Source organism: Parageobacillus thermantarcticus (assembly GCF_900111865.1).
Classification (GTDB): Bacteria; Bacillota; Bacilli; order Bacillales; family Anoxybacillaceae; genus Parageobacillus; species Parageobacillus thermantarcticus.
The window spans coordinates 359,448-378,340 of sequence record NZ_FOJS01000001.1 but is presented as its reverse complement, the minus strand read 5'-3'; the positions used below and the strand labels follow the sequence as shown (position 1 = coordinate 378,340).

At 43.6% G+C, this 18,893-nt stretch carries 21 protein-coding genes, 1 pseudogene, 1 riboswitch and 1 other annotated feature (1 of these 24 only partly in view); of the genes and pseudogenes, 13 read left to right on the top strand and 9 right to left on the bottom strand.

The genetic code is table 11. The annotated features are described in order from the left end of the window. Positions 1-58: 58 nt before the first annotated feature. A complete protein-coding gene (locus BM278_RS01930; RefSeq protein WP_090947712.1) occupies positions 59-1,003 on the bottom strand; it encodes a metal ABC transporter substrate-binding protein in 945 nt (314 codons plus the stop codon). 211 nt (positions 1,004-1,214) lie between these two features. Beyond that, positions 1,215-1,451: a membrane protein insertion efficiency factor YidD gene (gene yidD / locus BM278_RS01925; protein WP_090947711.1), complete on the bottom strand. Its 237-nt coding sequence runs from the start codon at positions 1,449-1,451 to the stop codon at positions 1,215-1,217. A 171-nt stretch (positions 1,452-1,622) separates the two neighbouring features. On the opposite strand from yidD, the gene BM278_RS01920 reads away from it, so the two are divergent. The 4 genes from BM278_RS01920 (at position 1,623) to ytkD (ending at position 3,876) form a co-directional block, all read left to right on the top strand. Further along, on the top strand, positions 1,623-2,096 hold the full coding sequence (locus BM278_RS01920) for an S-ribosylhomocysteine lyase (protein WP_090947710.1): 474 nt from the start codon (positions 1,623-1,625) through the stop codon (positions 2,094-2,096). A 255-nt stretch (positions 2,097-2,351) separates the two neighbouring features. Next, positions 2,352-2,792, top strand: a complete 441-nt coding sequence (locus BM278_RS01915; protein WP_090947709.1) for a Dps family protein — start codon at positions 2,352-2,354, stop codon at positions 2,790-2,792. 180 nt (positions 2,793-2,972) lie between these two features. Next, positions 2,973-3,305, top strand: coding sequence for a hydrolase (locus tag BM278_RS01910; RefSeq protein WP_090947708.1), 333 nt, complete (start codon positions 2,973-2,975; stop codon positions 3,303-3,305). A gap of 91 nt (positions 3,306-3,396) precedes the next feature. After that, on the top strand, positions 3,397-3,876 hold the full coding sequence (gene ytkD / locus BM278_RS01905) for an RNA deprotection pyrophosphohydrolase (RefSeq protein WP_090947707.1): 480 nt from the start codon (positions 3,397-3,399) through the stop codon (positions 3,874-3,876). On the opposite strand, the gene BM278_RS01900 is transcribed toward ytkD, so the two are convergent. From BM278_RS01900 to BM278_RS01890, 3 genes are read right to left on the bottom strand one after another with little or no spacing between them, the layout of a single operon-like run. Further along, positions 3,873-4,682 (bottom strand): ABC transporter permease, encoded by an 810-nt coding sequence (locus BM278_RS01900; RefSeq protein ID WP_090947706.1) that lies wholly within the window; start codon positions 4,680-4,682, stop codon positions 3,873-3,875. The genes ytkD and BM278_RS01900 overlap by 4 nt on opposite strands. After that, positions 4,666-5,439 (bottom strand): ABC transporter ATP-binding protein, encoded by a 774-nt coding sequence (locus tag BM278_RS01895; protein ID WP_090947705.1) that lies wholly within the window; start codon positions 5,437-5,439, stop codon positions 4,666-4,668. The genes BM278_RS01900 and BM278_RS01895 overlap by 17 nt, the downstream gene beginning before the upstream one ends. 18 nt (positions 5,440-5,457) lie before the next feature. Continuing rightward, on the bottom strand, positions 5,458-6,456 hold the full coding sequence (locus BM278_RS01890) for an ABC transporter substrate-binding protein (RefSeq protein ID WP_090947704.1): 999 nt from the start codon (positions 6,454-6,456) through the stop codon (positions 5,458-5,460). A gap of 99 nt (positions 6,457-6,555) precedes the next feature. Between BM278_RS01890 and BM278_RS01885 the strand changes: the two genes are divergently transcribed. Next, positions 6,556-7,344 carry an alpha/beta hydrolase family protein gene (locus tag BM278_RS01885; RefSeq protein ID WP_090947703.1) on the top strand — a complete coding sequence of 263 codons (789 nt, stop codon included), beginning with the start codon at positions 6,556-6,558 and terminating at the stop codon, positions 7,342-7,344. A gap of 28 nt (positions 7,345-7,372) precedes the next feature. Continuing rightward, on the top strand, positions 7,373-7,615 hold the full coding sequence (locus tag BM278_RS01880) for a DUF2584 domain-containing protein (RefSeq protein WP_090947702.1): 243 nt from the start codon (positions 7,373-7,375) through the stop codon (positions 7,613-7,615). 31 nt (positions 7,616-7,646) lie between these two features. On the opposite strand, the gene pckA is transcribed toward BM278_RS01880, so the two are convergent. Continuing rightward, positions 7,647-9,233, bottom strand: a complete 1,587-nt coding sequence (gene pckA, locus BM278_RS01875; RefSeq protein WP_090947701.1) for a phosphoenolpyruvate carboxykinase (ATP) — start codon at positions 9,231-9,233, stop codon at positions 7,647-7,649. A gap of 185 nt (positions 9,234-9,418) precedes the next feature. Then, positions 9,419-9,533: riboswitch (SAM riboswitch) on the top strand. 154 nt (positions 9,534-9,687) lie between these two features. Here pckA and metK point away from each other — a divergent pair. Together metK and asnB are read left to right on the top strand one after the other, a co-directional pair. Continuing rightward, complete coding sequence (gene metK, locus BM278_RS01870) at positions 9,688-10,899, top strand: methionine adenosyltransferase (RefSeq protein WP_090947700.1); 1,212 nt, start codon at positions 9,688-9,690, stop codon at positions 10,897-10,899. Positions 10,900-11,084: 185 nt separating this feature from the next. Beyond that, a pseudogene (gene asnB / locus BM278_RS01865) lies at positions 11,085-12,982 on the top strand (asparagine synthase (glutamine-hydrolyzing)). 149 nt (positions 12,983-13,131) lie between these two features. On the opposite strand, the gene BM278_RS01860 reads toward asnB, so the two are convergent. Beyond that, positions 13,132-13,653: a gamma carbonic anhydrase gene (locus tag BM278_RS01860; protein WP_090947699.1), complete on the bottom strand. Its 522-nt coding sequence runs from the start codon at positions 13,651-13,653 to the stop codon at positions 13,132-13,134. An 87-nt stretch (positions 13,654-13,740) separates the two neighbouring features. Here BM278_RS01860 and BM278_RS01855 point away from each other — a divergent pair, with 87 nt between their 5' ends. Further along, a complete protein-coding gene (locus BM278_RS01855) occupies positions 13,741-14,532 on the top strand; it encodes an alpha/beta hydrolase (RefSeq protein WP_090947698.1) in 792 nt (263 codons plus the stop codon). Between the two features lie 29 nt (positions 14,533-14,561). Then, entirely contained in the window at positions 14,562-15,641 is a 1,080-nt protein-coding gene (locus BM278_RS01850; protein ID WP_090947697.1) for a tetraprenyl-beta-curcumene synthase family protein, read from the top strand. Between the two features lie 28 nt (positions 15,642-15,669). Here the strand turns inward: BM278_RS01850 and mnmM are convergent, their stop codons facing one another. Beyond that, positions 15,670-16,245: a tRNA 5-(aminomethyl)-2-thiouridylate-methyltransferase MnmM gene (mnmM, locus tag BM278_RS01845; RefSeq protein WP_090947696.1), complete on the bottom strand. Its 576-nt coding sequence runs from the start codon at positions 16,243-16,245 to the stop codon at positions 15,670-15,672. Continuing rightward, positions 16,242-17,204, bottom strand: coding sequence for a tRNA modification radical SAM protein MnmL/YtqA (gene mnmL / locus BM278_RS01840; RefSeq protein ID WP_090947695.1), 963 nt, complete (start codon positions 17,202-17,204; stop codon positions 16,242-16,244). The genes mnmM and mnmL overlap by 4 nt, the downstream gene beginning before the upstream one ends. 155 nt (positions 17,205-17,359) lie before the next feature. Between mnmL and BM278_RS01835 the strand changes: the two genes are divergently transcribed. The 3 genes from BM278_RS01835 (at position 17,360) to BM278_RS01825 (ending at position 18,589) form a co-directional block, all read left to right on the top strand. After that, complete coding sequence (locus tag BM278_RS01835) at positions 17,360-17,623, top strand: YtzC family protein (RefSeq protein WP_090947694.1); 264 nt, start codon at positions 17,360-17,362, stop codon at positions 17,621-17,623. 14 nt (positions 17,624-17,637) lie between these two features. Further along, on the top strand, positions 17,638-17,802 hold the full coding sequence (locus BM278_RS01830) for a glycogen biosynthesis protein GlgD (protein WP_090947693.1): 165 nt from the start codon (positions 17,638-17,640) through the stop codon (positions 17,800-17,802). A gap of 202 nt (positions 17,803-18,004) precedes the next feature. After that, complete coding sequence (locus tag BM278_RS01825) at positions 18,005-18,589, top strand: DUF2087 domain-containing protein (protein ID WP_090947692.1); 585 nt, start codon at positions 18,005-18,007, stop codon at positions 18,587-18,589. Positions 18,590-18,694: 105 nt separating this feature from the next. Next, positions 18,695-18,893: a binding site (T-box leader), on the top strand (it continues 26 nt past the right edge of the window).

The following is an 18,893-nucleotide window of genomic DNA, read 5'->3' as shown; positions in this document are numbered from 1 at the left end:
AAGGATGATCATCTGCAAAAAAGCAGTCTGCCTCCAACGTGTGAGGCAGACTGTAAATTTATTGAAGCGCTTTTTGTAGCACGCGAATATTTTCTTCCATAAGCGTGAAATAGTCTTTATTTGCTTTTATATCTTCGGAAGTTAGCGATTCTAAGTTGTGCAGCTGCAAAGAATCAGCACCAATCTCGTTTTTTACGATTTCGGCAATTTTGGACGTTGTATTTTGCTCAAAAATGACATGTTTGATATGATGCTGTTTTGCTGTTTTAATGATTTCCGCTAATTCTTTTTGCGAAGGCTCATTCGTTGGCGAAAGTCCGGAAACACTCAGCTGCCGAATGCCGTAGCGGTCTTCCCAATATCCGTAGGCAGCGTGTGCGACGAGAATTTCTTTTTTCGCCGCTTTTTTTACGACCGTCTGAAATTGTTGGTCAAGCTTTTCTAATTTTGCTTTCAATGTTTCGAAGTTTTTTGTAAATACTTCCTTTTTCTCCGGCTTTAATTCAATGAGCAAATCGCGAATATGTTCAGCCATCGCGATGGAACGAATTGGGTCAAGCCATACATGCGGATCTTTATCGCTGTGATGCCCATGTTCGCGCTCGTGTTCGTGCGAATGCTCTTCATGAGCGGAGTCCAATAGTTCGATTCCTTCAGCGGCCGCGAGAAAATGAACTCGTTCATTTTTTAATGCTTCTTTTGCTTTATCAGCAAATCCTTCCATCCCTTGCCCAATATAAATGAACGCATCCGCTTCCGCGAGCTGCTTCATCGTTTTTGTTGTCGGTTCAAACGTATGCGCTTCGACGCCGGGAGGATAAATGCTTTGTACGTGAACATAATCGCCCCCGATTTTTTTCGTAAAATCTTCAAGTGGATAAACGGTCGTATAAATTGTTAAAACATCTTTTTTGGATTGTTGCTCATTTGTTTCCGTGCTGCAGCCGTATAAAAAGCCGAATACGACAAGCAATAGAGACAAAAGAAACGATTTGGTTTTCATCTCCATCCCTTCCTCAAATAGATTGATATCGACTCCATCAAGCCATTGTTATTATATCGTAATGATTACGATTTGGGAACAAAAAGATGACGATTCATTGCAAAAAAAGCAAATGCAGGGAATCGATCGGCATTCGGCTATTAGCGTTCCTCATTTAATCTATGGACCATCTGCAGGGTGAAGTTTAAGCTCGCGATCGCAAAACCGGTGCTTACCGTTTGCTGTCTTTCTGTTTTTCAGGAACAGGATCGAATCCGCCTGGATGAAACGGGTGGCATTTTAAAATCCGCTTGATCGTCAGCCAGCCGCCTTTAATGGCGCCAAACCGTTTCACCGCTTCTAAACCATAGTGCGAGCAAGTCGGATAAAACCGGCATGTCGGCGGCTTTAACGGAGAAATGAAAATTTGGTAAAAACGGATGAAGGCAATCAATAATTTTTTCGCCATTTTCCTCACACACCTAACGAAGAAACGATTTGATTCGCAAAGTATATCATATCATAAAGGTGGAACAAATACGTATATAAACGCCTCGAAATAATCTATACAAAAAGGATGAAAAAAATCGGATTTCGGTGTATGATGAAAAAAGAAAAACAAAGTAGGAGTGATGATCGCATGCCTTCAGTCGAAAGCTTCGAATTGGATCATTGCGCTGTGAAAGCGCCATATGTCAGACATTGTGGTGTTCATAAAGTTGGAAGCGATGGCGTTGTGAATAAATTTGATATTCGTTTTTGCCAGCCTAATAAGCAAGCGATGAAACCGGATGCACTTCATACGCTTGAGCATTTGTTGGCTTATACGATCCGCAAACACGCGGAAAAGCACGATCATTTCGATATTATTGATATTTCGCCAATGGGTTGTCAAACTGGATTTTATCTTGTTGTAAGCGGTTCGCCGACCGTTGATGAAATTATTGACTTGCTGGAAGAGACGATGAAAGATGCGTTGAACGCTACGGAAGTTCCAGCGGCGACGGAGCGGCAATGCGGGCAAGCAAAATTGCATGATCTCGAAGGGGCAAAGCGGTTAATGCGCTTCTGGCTAGAGCATGATAAAGAGGAATTAAAGAAAGTGTTTGGATAATGACAAATGGCTATCATCGAATTGGTGATAGCTTTTTTGTTTAGATTGCTTTCTTTTAGTCAACGATTGCAATAATAAGGAAATGTGTTAAGTTGTTTCCTAATGTCGATAGATATTAAATTTTGCTATATTGTTTATTTCCGTGTAAAATATGGATGAAAGAAGCAATTGGAAAAGTATATCATGTTGGCAATGGGAAACAATATAGGTTGATATGTTTTATTATTGCTTTAACTGTCAAAGGAGGAATGAAGTATGGCAAAACAATTAACGGACATTGTGAACAAGCAGATTGCTAATTGGAGTGTTCTTTACATTAAACTCCATAATTATCATTGGTATGTAAAAGGTTCGCAATTTTTTACGCTTCATGAGAAATTTGAGCAATTGTATAACGAGGCTGCACTACATATCGATGAACTGGCGGAACGTCTTCTTGCGCTTGGCGGGGCGCCGGTTGCGACGATGAAAGAATGCCTAGAACAATCGTCCGTAAAAGAAGCGACTGGGCAAGAAACAGCGGAACAAATGGTGGCAACGATTGTGAGCGATTTTGAAACGATGATTGAAGAATTAAAAGAAGGAATGCAAGTAGCTGATGAAGTTGGAGATGAAACGACAGGTGACATGTTGCTTGGAATTCATCAAAGTTTAGAAAAACATGTATGGATGTTAAAATCGTTCCTTGGCCGATAATTATCGTTTACAAATCACTCCTTCGCTAGCGAAGGAGTGATTTTTTCTATGCCATTTTCCTTCTTTGCAGCATACCATAACAATGCTCGTTACAGAGACGAACTAATTTTAAAGCATAATTTTTTTTTGCATTCCCCACACTAAATGATGAAGAAGCTAGATCATAAGGAGATGACAAGCGTGGCGGAGCAGCAAAAGAAAACGTACTATGTGTCGATCGCAACAGGGGAGATTTCGCAAGTCAGGACGGCTTCCCCGTGGGATTTTCAAATTGAAGCGACAGATGATGAAATCATTCAATTGCGCGAGTATTTCGATCAAAACTATTCAACAGATTGGCAGGCGTTTTGGCGCACTCATGTTCCGTATGTTCAATATCACTATGATCGTGAAAACGATGCTTATGACGAAACATTAAAGAAAATATACGAGCTTATTTATAAGCTGGGAAACGAAGAAGCAAAAGAACATATTCGTTCGCTTGGATTCATCCGGGAGGAAACGGCAGAATAAAACGAAAGCCGCCGATGTTGGTGGCTTTTTTTGTGACGTCGTTTGCAAGTATAATGAAGGTGAAGAGAAAGTAGGAATGAGGTTTACGAGGATGGATGCTTTTTTGGACTACTACGGAAATCGCGTATTATTGTCGTTTATGGATCATCCGTTTTCACTAAAGCCCGGCCACGTTTGGGTCGTCTGCCGCTACGAAGGACAATGGCTGCTAACGAATCATCCAGAACGCGGGTTGGAATTTCCCGGTGGAAAAGTAGAAAAGGGAGAAACGCCGGAACAAGCCGCAGTTCGCGAAGTGAAAGAAGAAACGGGGGGAATTGTCGATTCGTTAACGTATATTGGCCAATATAAAGTAGAGCCGTCCATTGTAAAAAATATATACTTTGCGGAAATCGCGGCGATCGTCGAGCAGTCCTCTTATTTGGAAACAGACGGTCCGGTGTTGTTGCGTTCATTGCCGGAAAATATTCGCTTTGATGAACGGTTTAGTTTTATCATGAAGGACGATGTATTGCAATATACGTTAAAAGAAATAAAGAGACGTTCTTTATGGTGCGGCGAACGTCTCTAACGGTGTTTCATTAGCTTTTTTTCGATGATGCTGACAGCTTGATACATGACGGTCGATAAAAGCGCGATGACGAGCAGGCTCATTAACACAAGCGAAAAGTTAAAAACTTGGAATCCGTAAATGATCATATAGCCAAGTCCCAGCTTGGAGACGAGAAATTCGCCGGTAATGACCCCGACCCACGATAAACCGACATTGACTTTTAACGTGGAAATAATCGTTGGAAACGACGATGGCAGCACCGCTTCCTTAAAACATTGATAGCGGGTGGCGCCGAATGTTTTCAATACTTTGAGATAGTTGGCATCGACTTCTTGAAAAGCAGAGTAGACGACAATCGTCGTAACAATAACGGAAATAATGACTCCCATCGCGATAATCGAAGTGAATCCCGGACCGAGAGCGACGATGAGAATGGGGCCGAGCGCCACTTTCGGCATGGCGTTAAACACGACTAAATACGGATCAAGCGTTTTCGCCAAACGTGGAAACCACCAAAGAAGGGCGCCGAAACATGCCCCTGCGACCGTGCCGATAATAAACCCTAACAAGGTTTCCAATAAAGTGATGAACGTATGGGTAACGAGGGAGTTGTCGGCCAGCTTTTGAACAAATAAGTCCCAAATCGCTGACGGCGAGCTGAACAAAAGCGGATCGACCCAGTGCTGCCGGCTTGCCACCTCCCATAGTGAGAAAAAGGAAACAAATATCGCGAGCTGAAAAAAGCGAATAAGCCGCTTTTCTTTTTTTCGTGACGCAATGTACTGCTGATGAAAGGAATGAATTTGTTCATTTGTTTGTTTCAAGCTGATCAAGCTCCTTCCAAATCGATTGGAATAGCGCGGAAAATTGCGGATGCTGCCGCGCCGCAAACGGCGATAAACGGCGCAATTCATCGGGAACAATAAAGGTGCGCACGATTTTTCCCGGTTTTGTGGAAAATAGAAAAATACGGTCGCTCATCGCAATCGCTTCACCAATATCATGCGTGACAAGCAGCGCTGTTTTTTCATAATCTTTTAACGTTTGCCATACTAACTCTTCCAGCTTTAATTTCGTTTGGTGGTCGAGTGCGGAAAACGGTTCATCGAGCAATAACATTTTCGGGTTTGTCGCCAACGTCCTTACGAGTGCGGCGCGCTGGCGCATACCGCCTGAGAGCTGACTAGGATAATGCGTTTCCACTCCTTTTAAGCCGATATAGTCAAGCAAATCAAGCGCCCGCTTTTTTGTTGTTTCCGTCAATGTTCCCATGATTTTTAAGCCAAGCAAAATGTTTTCTTCAATCGTTTTCCAAGGAAATAAATAGTCTTGCTGCAGCATATATCCGGCGCTTGCCCGCGCGCAGTCTAATGTTTTTCCTTCGACGAAAACGGTTCCTTTCGTCGGCTTGATTAATGCGGCGATAATCGAAAGCAACGTTGTTTTGCCGCAGCCACTTGGGCCGAGAAAGGAGACAAATTCCCCTTTCTCCACCGTAAACGATATATTTTCCAAGGCGGTAACGGCTGTTTTTTCTGTAAAATATGTGTGGGAAACGCGGTCAACGACTAAAAAGCCCATTATTTTCACCCGCTTTCGTTATTTGGACATGGCTTTTTCCGCAAACGAATGATCGACAAGCGTTTCATGATCGATTCGTTTTGGCAATTCACCCGCTTCGCTCATAATGTTTTGCAAATTGTTCCACTCTTCTTTGTCAAGGATTGGATTTGTCGCATACGTTCCTTGTCTTTTATAGCGATCGACGGCTTTTTCCATGATTAGAATATCGGTGTCTTTGAAGTAAGGATGAATGACTTTAGCTATTTCTGCCGCGCTGTGCGACTTGACCCATTGTTGCGCTTTATAGATCGCTCGTGTAAATTTTTCGATCGTATCTTTGTTGTTTCGGATAAAACTTTGTTTTGCCATAAACGTTGTATACGGAACGTGACCGGATTCCGTTCCAAACGATGCGATAATATATCCTTTTCCTTCCTGTTCAAAAATGCTTGCCGTCGGTTCAAATAGCTGGACAAAATCACCGGTGCCGCTGGCAAATGCGTTAGCGATGTTGGCAAAATCGACGTTTTGAATCAGCTTTACATCTTTATGCGGATCGATGCCATGTTTTTTGAGGACGAATTCTCCGACCATTTGTGGCATGCCGCCTTTACGCTGGCCAAGAAACGTGCTACCTTTGAGTTGGTCCCAAGTGAAGTTTTCTATTTTCTTGCGGGAAATAAGAAAAGTTCCGTCCGTTTGTGTCAGCTGCGCGAAATTAATGACCGGATTATTTGTTCCTTGGCTGTATACATAAATCGATGTTTCTGATCCGACAAGGGCGATGTCGGCGCCGCCGGAAAGAAGCGTTGTCATTGTTTTATCTCCACCCCATGTTGTGGTGAGTTCAACATTTAATCCTTCATCTTTAAAAAATCCTTTCGCTAGGGCAACGTATTGTGGGGCATAGAAAATCGAACGAGTTACTTCTGCGACCCGCACCTTCTTTATTTCCTCCTTTGTCTGTTGATTGCAGGCAGCAAGCGGGATAATAAGAAGGAAGAGAAAAAGCGGCATCATCGCGAGTTTTTTCATGCAGGAAACCTCCTTTGCAAGGGTAAAATGAAACTTACTTCACCTTATCGTATGCACGCGGCAAAAATGTGTGAACGCCTAATGGAAAGGAAGAAACGTATGGACGGATATGTCGTTGATCAATATAAATTCCCTTCCCCCAATCCGCATGTGGATGTATTTCTCGTTACATATTTATGCCAAGGGCTGAAAATTAAAGGTTTTTTAGCCCAACCGAAAGCGCCGGGAATATACGATGGGTTTTTATACTTGCGCGGTGGCATCAAAAACGTCGGGCAAGTGCGACTATCTCGCATTACGCAGTTTGCTTCGCACGGATTTATTGTGATGGCGCCGTTTTATCGCGGAAATCAAGGAGGGGAAGGGAATGAAGATTTTGCAGGGGAAGACCGTTATGACGCGATCGCAAGTTTTCGGCTTTTACAGCGGCACCCACAAGTGAACACAAAACGCATTCACGTATTTGGCTTTTCCAGAGGCGGAGCGATGGCGCTTCATACGGCGATTTTGGAACCAACAGTTTGTTCTGTCGTCGTCTGGGGCGGAGTTTCGGATATTGCCTTGACATATTGGGAGCGGGAAGATTTGCGGCGAATGTTGAAACGGGTGATCGGAGGAACGCCGACGAAATATCCGGAGCGCTACCGCTGGAGAACGCCATTGTATGAAATCGAAAAAATTCAGGCGCCTGTGCTGATCATCCATGGAGAAAAAGATCAAAACGTTTCGATTGAACATGCGTACCGCCTTGAAAAAAGGTTAAAAGAGGCAAATAAACGAGTGACGGCATGGTATTTTCCAAACTTTACTCATTATTTCCTTCCTAAAGATAATCGCGAAACGGTTCGACGGTTAACGGAATGGATGAAACAGCAACCGGATGTATGATACGATAAAAAGAAAAGGGGTGTGTTTCATGGGCATGCCGCTGGAATTTCAAACACTCATTGTGACAAAAGGCAAGGAAAAGCGAGTAAAAGACAATCTATTTATTTTAGAAAAGGAAGGATATCGTATTTATCCGATCGATATTCCACTTGAAGTAAGAAGAACGTTACAAAGCGAAGCGAGCGGTCAAGCGGTGGTGAAAAAGCTGGAGCTTGCCGACAATCGGACGATCGTCACATACGAGCTTATTTCGTTGCATTCGACGAATTAAAAAAGGAGGGAACGATTCCCTCCTTAAAATGTTATGCGATTGGGCCTCCAAGCGCTTCGATTTCCGGAGCGATATGTTTAAATTTTTGGAAGTTTTCCCGGAATTTTGCGGCAAGCTCTTTTGCCTTTTGTGCGTACGCTTGTTTATCGGCCCACGTATTTTGTGGCTGCAGCACTTCGTCTGGCACGCCAGGAATATGAATCGGAATTTCTAAACCGAAAATCGGATCTTTCACCGTTTCAACATTGTCAAGTTCTCCTTCGACAGCTGCTTGCACCATCGCACGGGTGTAGGCAAGCTTCATGCGGCTGCCGACTCCGTACTCTCCACCTGTCCATCCTGTGTTAACGAGAAACACTCGCACGTTATGTTCAGCAATTTTTCTACCGAGCATTTCCGCGTATCGCACAGCCGGAAGCGGTAAAAACGGAGCGCCAAAGCAAGTAGAAAATGTCGCTTGCGGGGAAGTGACGCCGCGTTCTGTGCCTGCAAGCTTGCTTGTATAGCCGCTTAAGAAATGGTACATCGCTTGTTCGCGCGTCAGCTTGCTAATCGGCGGCAATACTCCGAACGCATCTGCCGTTAAGAAAATAATCGTCGACGGATGACCAGCGATGCTAGGATCAACGATATTATTAATCGCTTGAATTGGATAAGCGGCGCGCGTATTTTCCGTTAACGTAGCGTCATCATAATTTGGCAGTCTCGTCTGTTCATCGATCACGACGTTTTCCAGCACTGCGCCGAATCCGATTGCATCAAAAATTTGCGGCTCTTTTTCCCGCGATAAGTTGATGCATTTCGCATAGCATCCGCCTTCGATATTAAAGATGCCACGGTTTGACCAGCCGTGCTCGTCATCGCCAATGAGACGGCGGTTTGGATCCGCAGAAAGCGTCGTTTTTCCTGTGCCGGATAGGCCAAAGAATAATGCGACATCCCCTTCTTTACCGACGTTTGCCGAACAATGCATCGATAAAATTCCTTGTTCTGGAAGCAGGTAGTTCATCACAGTGAAAATCGACTTTTTCATTTCTCCGGCATATTCTGTTCCGCCAATGAGCACAACCCGCCGTTCGAAAGAAATAATGATAAACGTTTCCGATCTCGTTCCATCAACAGCAGGGTCTGCCTTAAAGTTTGGCGCGCAAATAACGGTAAATTCCGCTTCGTGCGTTTTTAGTTCCTCTGCTGTCGGACGGATAAATAATTGATGAGCAAATAAGTTGTGCCATGCAAATTCATTAATGACTTGGATAGGTAGGCGGTATTTTGGATCAGCACCGGCAAATCCTTTAAAAACAAATATTTCATCTTTTTTCATTAAATAATCAAGTACTTTATTGTATAAGTTTTCGAAAACTTCTTCAGAAATCGGCTGATTTGTCGTTCCCCAATCGATTTTGGCTTGCGTCGCCGCTTCTTCGACAATGTATTTATCTTTCGGGGAGCGGCCCGTATATTTTCCTGTCGTTACTGCGACCGCGCCGGTTGCGGTTAATTTTCCTTCGTTCCGTTGCAATATTTTTTCCACGAGTTGAGCTACCGATAAATTGTGAAATACGTTTGGTTTTTGTAATAATAAAGAAAGTTTATTTGTCATTTTTGCAATTCCCATCTTCAAAACCTGCCTTTTTATTTTTAATGATATCTGCAAATAGTATAACACATTTTCATTATTAGTCCATACTATTTATCATAAATTTCTTTTATTTATTTTCCTTATTTTTGTTTATAAAAAATTTGTCTAATTTTGTTGACTTTCTTTATTTAATTACGATAAGATAACTCATTGAACGGATACTCTTATCCCGAGTCGGTGGAGGGACAGGCCCGATGAAACCCAGCAACCGTCACAACTAGAAATGTGTGAAATGGTGCTAACCTGTGGCAAGGCAGCGTCCTTGAACGATAAGAGTGAAAGGAGCAATACGATTGCAATGACCTTTCCTCACCGTTACAGGAAAGGTTTTTTATATGTATAAATAGGGAATGAGTACCGTGTCATCTGCAGTTTGCGGGAATGCCGCTAATTTAGACGTTCGATTATGAAAAGAGGAGGAAACTGCCGAATGTCAAAAAAAAGACGTTTATTTACTTCGGAATCTGTAACGGAAGGTCATCCTGACAAAATTTGTGACCAAATTTCCGATGCGATTTTAGATGCCATTTTGGCGAAAGACCCTAATGCTCGCGTTGCATGTGAAACGAGCGTTACGACAGGGCTTGTGCTCGTAAGCGGGGAAATTACGACATCGACATATGTCGATATCCCGAAAATCGTTCGCGACACCGTTCGCGAAATTGGTTATACCCGCGCGAAATTCGGTTTTGACGCAGATACTTGCGCCGTATTGACATCGATTGACGAACAGTCTCCGGATATCGCGATGGGAGTCGATAAGGCGTTAGAAGCCCGCGAAGGTCAGATGACTGACGAGGAAATTGAAGCGATCGGTGCCGGAGACCAAGGGTTAATGTTTGGGTTTGCCTGCAATGAAACAGAAGAATTAATGCCGCTTCCGATTTCCTTGGCACATCGTTTAGCTCGCCGTTTGGCAGAAGTGCGCAAAAAAGACATTTTGCCATATTTGCGTCCGGACGGCAAAACGCAAGTAACGATCGAATACGACGAAAATGACAAACCGGTGCGCGTCGACACAATCGTTGTATCAGCGCAGCATCATCCGGAAATTACACAAGAACAAATTGAACGCGATATTAAAGAACATGTCATTAAGCAAGTCGTGCCAGCAGAACTGATCGATGAAAACACAAAATATTTCATTAATCCGACAGGCCGTTTCGTCATCGGCGGACCTCAAGGGGACGCTGGTTTAACAGGGCGAAAAATTATCGTTGATACGTATGGCGGCTATGCCCGTCACGGCGGCGGTGCCTTTTCTGGAAAAGATCCGACAAAAGTGGACCGTTCCGCAGCTTATGCAGCGCGTTATGTGGCAAAAAATATCGTTGCAGCGGGACTTGCGGATAAATGTGAAGTGCAGCTGGCATATGCGATCGGTGTTGCAAGACCTGTTTCCATTTCCATTGATACGTTCGGCACCGGAAAAGTATCGGAAGACATTTTAATTGAAGTGGTGCGCAACAATTTTGATCTTCGTCCAGCCGGCATTATTAAAATGTTGGATTTGCGCCGCCCGATTTATAAACAAACAGCGGCTTATGGCCATTTCGGACGCACGGACATCGATCTTCCGTGGGAACGTACAGATAAAGCGGAAACATTGAAAGAGCAAGCTCTTGCGTTAGCGAAACAATAATAATATGAAAAAGGGAGTTACAGTGATGTAGCTCTCTTTTTTTGGCCGAATCAAGGATGATTGTAACGAAAAAAAAACATTAGAAAAAAATTAGTAACAATTGTTTCAAAAAAGTAAATAAAATGTTATAGTCCTATTATGTATGGTATAACTAATGGGGATTAAGGGAGTAGGTGGAACAAAACATGTGCGGGTTTATCGGATGCGTTCATGATGAGCCGAAAATGCCAGACGAACAATGGCAGAACACGTTCGAAGAGATGAATGATATGATTACATATCGCGGCCCGGATGATCAAGGGTATTATTTTGATGAATATGTCCATTTCGGATTCCGCCGCTTAAGCATCATCGATTTGGAAGCAGGCCGGCAGCCGCTTTCTTATGAAAATGAGCGGTATTGGATTATTTTTAATGGTGAAATTTACAATTACCTGGAGCTTCGGAACGAGTTAGAAGAAAAAGGATATGAATTCACCACCAATTCGGATACAGAAGTCATTATCGCCCTTTACAGCGCTGAAAGAGAAAAAGCGGTAGAGAAGCTTCGCGGCATGTTTGCGTTTGTCATTTGGGATAAAGAAGAAAAAACCATTTTTGCCGCGCGCGACCCATTCGGCATTAAGCCGTTTTTCTATTTAGAGGAAGAGGGGCGGACGTTTTTTGCCTCGGAAAAGAAAAGCATTTTGCATGCAATGGAACAGGATGTTCTTCATTATGATGCGCTTCAGCATTATTTAACATTCCAATATGTGCCTGAACCAATGACGATGTCTGTTGGTATTAGAAAGTTGGAGCCAGGTCATTATATCAAAAAGAAAATCGGCGAAAAATTAACGGTGCATCGTTATTGGAAAGCGGGCTTTCATCCTGTATGGAAATCAGAAGACGAATTAGTGAAAGAGATTCGCGATGTTTTATTTGATTCTGTACGTGTTCATATGCGCAGTGATGTGCCGGTTGGTGCGTTTTTATCGGGCGGCATTGATTCTTCTCTGATCGTTTCGATTGCTAAGCAATTCCACCCGAACATAAAGACTTTTTCGGTCGGTTTTGAATGGGAAGGGTTTAACGAAATAGCGGTTGCGGAAGAAACAGCGGAAAAATTAGGAGTCGAAAACATTAGCTATGTTATTTCGCCAGAAGAATACATGGAAGAATTGCCAAAGATTATGTGGCATATGGATGATCCGCTTGCTGATCCAGCAGCTGTTCCGCTTTATTTCGTCGCCCGTGAAGCGAGAAAGCATGTAACGGTTGTGCTTTCTGGGGAAGGAGCAGATGAGTTATTTGGCGGGTACAACATTTATTGCGAACCGCAGTCATTAAAAGTGTTTGCGCTAATTCCTGATGTGGTAAAGCCTGCATTGCGCGCCATCGCTTCTATGCTTCCGGAAGGGGTGAAAGGAAAAAGCTTTATTGAGCGCGGATTAACTCCGATGGAAGAACGTTACATTGGAAATGCGAAAATGTATAGCGAAGAAGAAAAGGAAAGATTGTTGAAACCGTACAAACATGGGTTGGAATATACAGTGATAACCCGCCCGTTTTATGAAGAGACAACCCATTACCCGCCGGTGAATCGAATGCAATATATCGATATCCATACGTGGCTGCGCGGGGATATTTTGCTGAAGGCGGATAAAATGACGATGGCACATTCATTGGAATTGCGCGTCCCATTTTTAGACAAGGCTGTCTTTGAAGTGGCGGCAAAAATTCCGCCGGAAATGAAAACGGCCAATAATACAACGAATATATTTTGCGCAAAGCGGCAGAAGGCATTGTCCCGGAGCATGTTCTTCATCGCAAAAAGCTTGGTTTTCCGGTACCGATTCGCCATTGGCTGAAAAATGAAATGTATGATTGGGCAAAAACGATTATCAAAGAAAGCGAAACTGAACATTTATTCCATAAAGACGTGTTATATCGTCTGTTAGAAGAGCATTGCGCCAATAAGGCGGATCATAGCCGCAAAATTTGGACCGTGCTAGCATTTATGGTTTGGCATCAAGTCTATATTGAAAAGAAGTATGATTTTTTTCGCCTATATAAAAAAGACAGGCATTCCCAGCCTATTTAATCGGAGGCTAGGCGATGCCTGTCTTCCTATTTGCATCCATGTATTTCAAACAATCAGATTTCACCGCTTTTTTATTTTCTCTGTCTGCGGCCCGTTAAATAACTTGGTTAATATCCCGTTATAGCGAATCGGTCTGCTCGGCGTTTCCATTATTGTTTATCTTGCTGCAACGATTTATAATATTGCCCTTTTTCTACATATTCACGGCGGATTCGTTCCATCTCACGGACATCTTCGTCGGTCAGTTCGCGAATGACTTTAGCGGGCCGGCCAAACGCGAGCGTGTGCGGGGGAATTTTTTTTCCTTGCGGGACAAGGCTTCCGGCGCCGATAAACGCCCCTTCGCCAATTTCCGCGCCATCGAGAATAATCGAGCCCATGCCGATTAAAGCGTTTTTTCGGATGATGGCGCTATGCAAAATCACTTGGTGGCCGACCGTTACGCCATCCTCAATAATCAGCGGATTGTTTGGGCTTTGATGCAAAACGGAGTTATCTTGAATATTGACGCGATTGCCGATAATGGTTGGAGCGACATCTCCGCGAATCACGGTGTTAAACCAAATGCTTGTTTCTTCTCCGATGACGACATCGCCGGTAATGGTGACATAATCGGCGATAAAGGCAGATTCCGCGATTTTCGGAGATTTTCCTTTGTACGGATAAATCATACGCTTCGTCCCTTTCCTTTTATAAAATGGTTCGGTATTATTATTGTACAGATAGTGGCACGATTCGTAAACGGAGGAGATTGCACGATGTGGACATGGGAAGCAAATGAAGGAAAAGGAACGGTTGTGATTGTCCACGGTGCGGCAGAGCATCACGGGCGTTATAAATGGCTGATTGAACAGTTGGTAAAAAGCGGTTATCACGTTGTCGCAGGCGATTTGCCTGGACAAGGGCGGGCGACGAGAAGAAAACGCGGACATATTCAGTCGTTCGATGAATATATTAATGAGGTCGCCGATTGGATCATAGAAGCGAGACAATTTCATGTACCGGTGTTTCTCCTTGGACATAGTATGGGAGGGCTTGTCGCCATCCGCGCATTGCAAGAAAAAAGGCTTCCTGTGCAAGGCGTTGTTCTGTCCTCCCCGTGTTTAGGGCTTGTGTCGTATCCTTCCAAAGGGCTTGATATGTTATCAAGAGTATTGAATTATATTGCTCCATCCCTTTTAATCGATTCGGGTTTGTCTGTCGAGTTAGCGACAAGAAATAAAGAAGTGCATGAGGCGGATAAACAGGATGAACTGTATGTAACGAAAGTATCTGTTCGTTGGTACCGCGAACTAATAAAGGCGATGGAATTGGCTTCCCGCCGTATTCAGCGATTTCCTGATATTCCGTTGTTGCTGATGCAAGGCGGGGACGATAAAATTGTCGATAAAACAGCAGTAAAAGAATGGTTCGACCGTTTGCCGATATCGGAAAAAGTGTATAAAGAATGGAACAAATTATACCATGAAATTTTTAATGAACCGGAGCGAGAAGATGTTTTCTTATATGCAAAATCGTTTTTAGATACACAATGCCGACTGTATCGTTAGATAACGCAAACGCATCTGAGGTGAGCCAATTGAAAATTCCGACACATCCGATCACTCTTATGAAAAAAGTATATCGCGACGTTTTTCCAGTTGTGCATCGCGAATTGGCATATTGGAAACAAAGAGCACAAAATATTCCAGACGCGGAACTTCGCAAACAAGCGTTGGCGAGCATTGAAACAAAAACGTTTCACTGTGAAGGCGGCTCGATTTTATCGTTGTTAGCAGGAGAAAACATGGAAGAGTGCATTCGTTTTATTGTTGCCTATCAAACGATCAGCGATTACTTAGATAATTTATGCGATCGAAGCACTTCATTGGATCCCCTTGATTTTCGCGCCTTGCATGAATCGATGCCTGACGCTTTATCGATTGATGCCGGCGTTTCGAATTATTATCGGCACCGCCAAGAACAAGACGATGGCGGCTATTTACATGACCTTGTACGAACGTGTCAAAGCGTTTTAAAGAAAGTAACGCATTACGATAAAATTGTTCCGTTTTTGCATGAATTGGCTGGATATTATTGTGATTTGCAAGTACATAAACATGTGAATGTCGAGGAGCGTGTCCCTCGCCTCGAAAAGTGGTTCAAGCAATATAAAGATCAGCTTCCGCCGATGGAATGGTATGAGTTTTCTGCTTGTTCCGGCTCTACGCTAGGCATTTTTTGCTTAGTTGCCTACGCGTTTGCCGAAACGTTTCATGAGGAAATGGCAAAGCAAATACGTGACGGTTATTTTCCGTATATTCAAGGGCTGCATATTTTGCTTGATTACTTTATTGACCAAGAGGAAGATCGCTTGGGAGGAGATTTAAATTTTTGTTTTTATTATCCAAATGAGTCCGTGTTGTTAGAGCGGCTTTGCCATTTTATTGAAGAGGCGGACCGCCATGTGAATGAATTGCCGCATGGGGACTTTCACCGCCTTATTCATCGCGGGTTGCTCGGCTTATATTTATCGGATGAAAAAGTGAAAAAACAAAAAGAACTGCGCCGTCTTGCGAAAAGGCTTGTTCGGGCTGGCGGAATCATCTCTTGGTTTTTTTATTGGAACGGAAAAGCATATCGGTTATGGCAAAAAAAGCGCTCCTTCATCGCAAAATAAAGAGGCTGCTCCAATTGGGAGGACAGCCTCACGATCGTTTTTCGAGCGCGATAATAAAGGGCGGGTTATTCATTTGGTTGATAAATTCATATTTTAATACGTGAGCCCGCTTTTGGTCTATCGCTTTTGTGTAGTGAAGAAGCGCGTCGCGTTCGACTGCGCCTTCTGGATGGCCATGATAAACGACGATGACGATGATTCCCTCTTTCGCCATAATTTGTAGCAATTGTTCAATGGCGCGGATCGTGGAATCCGGTTTTGTTACAATCCGTTTATCGCCGCCAGGCAAGTAGCCGAGGTTAAACATCGCCCCGGTGATGCGGCCATGATAAATAGCGGGAATTTTTTCGATCAGTTGATCGTGGCTTGCTTGAAATAACGTCACCCGCTTTAACATGTTATGTTCTTGAAGGCGGGCGGTGGTTGCCGCAATCGCTTCTTTTTGAATGTCAAAGCCGAACACGTGGCCGGATTCTCCTACGCGCTGTGCCAAATAAAGCGTATCATGCCCGTTTCCGACCGTGGCGTCGACGGCGATATCCCCTTCGTTCACGGCGAGGTCCATCAACGTTCGCGTAAAAGGGAGAATTTTCGCCAATTTCATTGTTTCACCACTTCTTTTTTGTAATACTTCCCTTGATAGCTGTCGCGACGTTCAAGTTCTGCATCAATTGCGTTTAACACTTCCCATTTGTTGACGCTCCACATTGGTCCGATCATTAAATCGATTGGGCCGTCTCCTGTAATTCGGTGCACAATCATTTCCGGAGGCAAAATTTCCAGCTGATCGCAAACAAGGTTTACGTATTCTTCAAATGACAAAAATTGGACTAATCCTTTTTCGTATTGCTTTACCATCGGCGTCCCTTTTAATAAATGAAGCAAATGGATTTTGATCCCTTGAATGTCCATGCTTGCTACCGTTCTCGCTGTTTCCATCATCATATCGTAATCCTCAAGCGGCAGCCCGTTAATAATATGCGCGCAAACGCGGATCCCATGTTTGCGCAGTTTTTCGACTCCATCGACAAAACATTGGAAATCGTGGGCTCGGTTGATCAGCAACGCCGTCCGCTCGTGGACCGTCTGCAACCCGAGCTCGATCCATAGATACGTGCGCTCGTTCAGTTCCGCCAAATATTCGACGACATCATCAGGAAGGCAGTCCGGGCGCGTGGCGATGGACAGCCCGACAACTCCGTCCAAGTTTAAGACAGTTTCGTATTTTTCCCGCAATACGTCTACGGGAGCGTGTGTATTCGTGAACGCCTGAAAATAAGCTAAATATCTTCCGTTTTTCCATTTTTTGTGCATTTTTTCTTTCATTTGATTAAATTGGGTAACAAGATCATCGGCGCGATTGCCGGCAAAATCGCCCGACCCCGCTGCGCTACAAAACGTGCAGCCGCCATAGGCCACCGTCCCGTCGCGGTTTGGGCAGTCAAAGCCGCCGTCAAGAGCGACTTTAAATACTTTATAGCCAAACGTTTGCCGCAAATGGTAGTTCCATGTATGGTAACGTTTATGGTCGTTTGTATATGGAAATGGGTTGGGCTGTTGCAAAACAGCTCCCTCCTTATCGAAAATCATATCATTTTAGCATTGTAACATGATTGTTAAGAAAAATCGACTATTGCCAATCATTCACGTGATATCCGCAAAATAAAATGCACACATTAAAAGATGAGATAAACGATTATACAGTTGGAGGGAATGCTATGGCAACGCGGCAATCGGTCGCTGAATTTCTCCAGCATTGCGAAGATGTCATCCGTTATGCGAAAGAGCAATATACAGAGGCGCAAAAGCAAGAACATTACAACGACATAGAATATGCACAAGCGCAGCAAATGCTGGAGAACGCGGTAAATGATTTGGCGCATTTGGCGCTTAGTTGCAATGCGCAACAGCGCGAACAATTGCACCGGATGCGCTTGCAGCTCGAGCAATTGCAAAATGAAATGATTTTGCTCAATCATTAAGGAGGGAGCGCGTCGTGAAAAAACGTTCGAAGCGAAACAATCCTGAACAAAAAACGAGAAACGGCATCAACAACGATGATATCGAATTAGGAAAAGATGTTGACCCGGTAAAACAAGCGAAAAAAGCGTACGAACAAACAGGCGGACAGCCGCAAAAAGCGAAGCAGCGCGCAAAATAGAAGGAAAGAGTGTCGAAATCGACAAGCGCTTTTTTGTGAACTACACAAAATTGCCAAAAAAAGTACTAAAGACAGAAACAAACGGTTACCGTGGAGTAGACATGTTCTCTACTCCTTATTTTTTATCTGCTAGAGGTTGACAACGGACAACTAATTAGATATATATCTAATTAGATAGTTATCAAATATATGGAGGGGAGCCATGCAGTTACATCGTTTAGTAACATTTTTTAAGACGATTGGCGATCCAACGCGTCTTCGCATTATCAAACTGCTGTCGCAAGGGCCGCTGCACGGTCAAGCAATCGCCGGAAAACTTGGATTGACCCCGGCGACAATTACCCATCATCTGAAAAAACTCCGCGACGTGAACATCGTTTATGAACGACGCGATGGAAACATCATTTATTTTTACTTACAGCCGTCCGTAGTACAGCATTATGCGCACGCATTGCTTGATTTAACTGAACAAAACGAGGTGAAAAAAGAAATGAAAGAGAAATTTGTAGAACGCCAAAAAGTGATCGACAACTTTTTTACAAGCGACGGCCGCTTAAAAAATATTCCGGCGCAAAGAAAGAAGAAATTGATTGTGCTTGAGCATATGCTAAAAGGGTTGAAACCGGGAAAACGGTATACAGAAAAAGAAATTAATGAGCACATTAAAAAATTCCATGAAGATTACGCCACGATTCGCCGCGAATTTATCATGAATAACTACATGTATCGCGAAAACGGCATCTATGAGTTGAATCCGCCGGAAATGTGGCATAAAATAGACGAATAACTCACTACATGCGGATAAAAACGACATATATAACATATAAGCGCCATTTTCCCGCACTTGCAATAAACCGACAAATTTTTTAAAATATTATCACGAACGATATCGATAATAACGGTGAAGAGGAGTAGTAGTGAACAAAACGGACAACAGAGAGTTGACGGTCGGTGCGAGTCAACCGAAGTTTGTTCACGAACTCGCCTCGGAGTTGCGGACATGAGCGGCTTTCGCCCCGTAATGTCCGCCGTGAATCTGCGTTAATGATGAAAGCGAGCACGCGCCGCGCGTGCTAATAAGGGTGGTACCG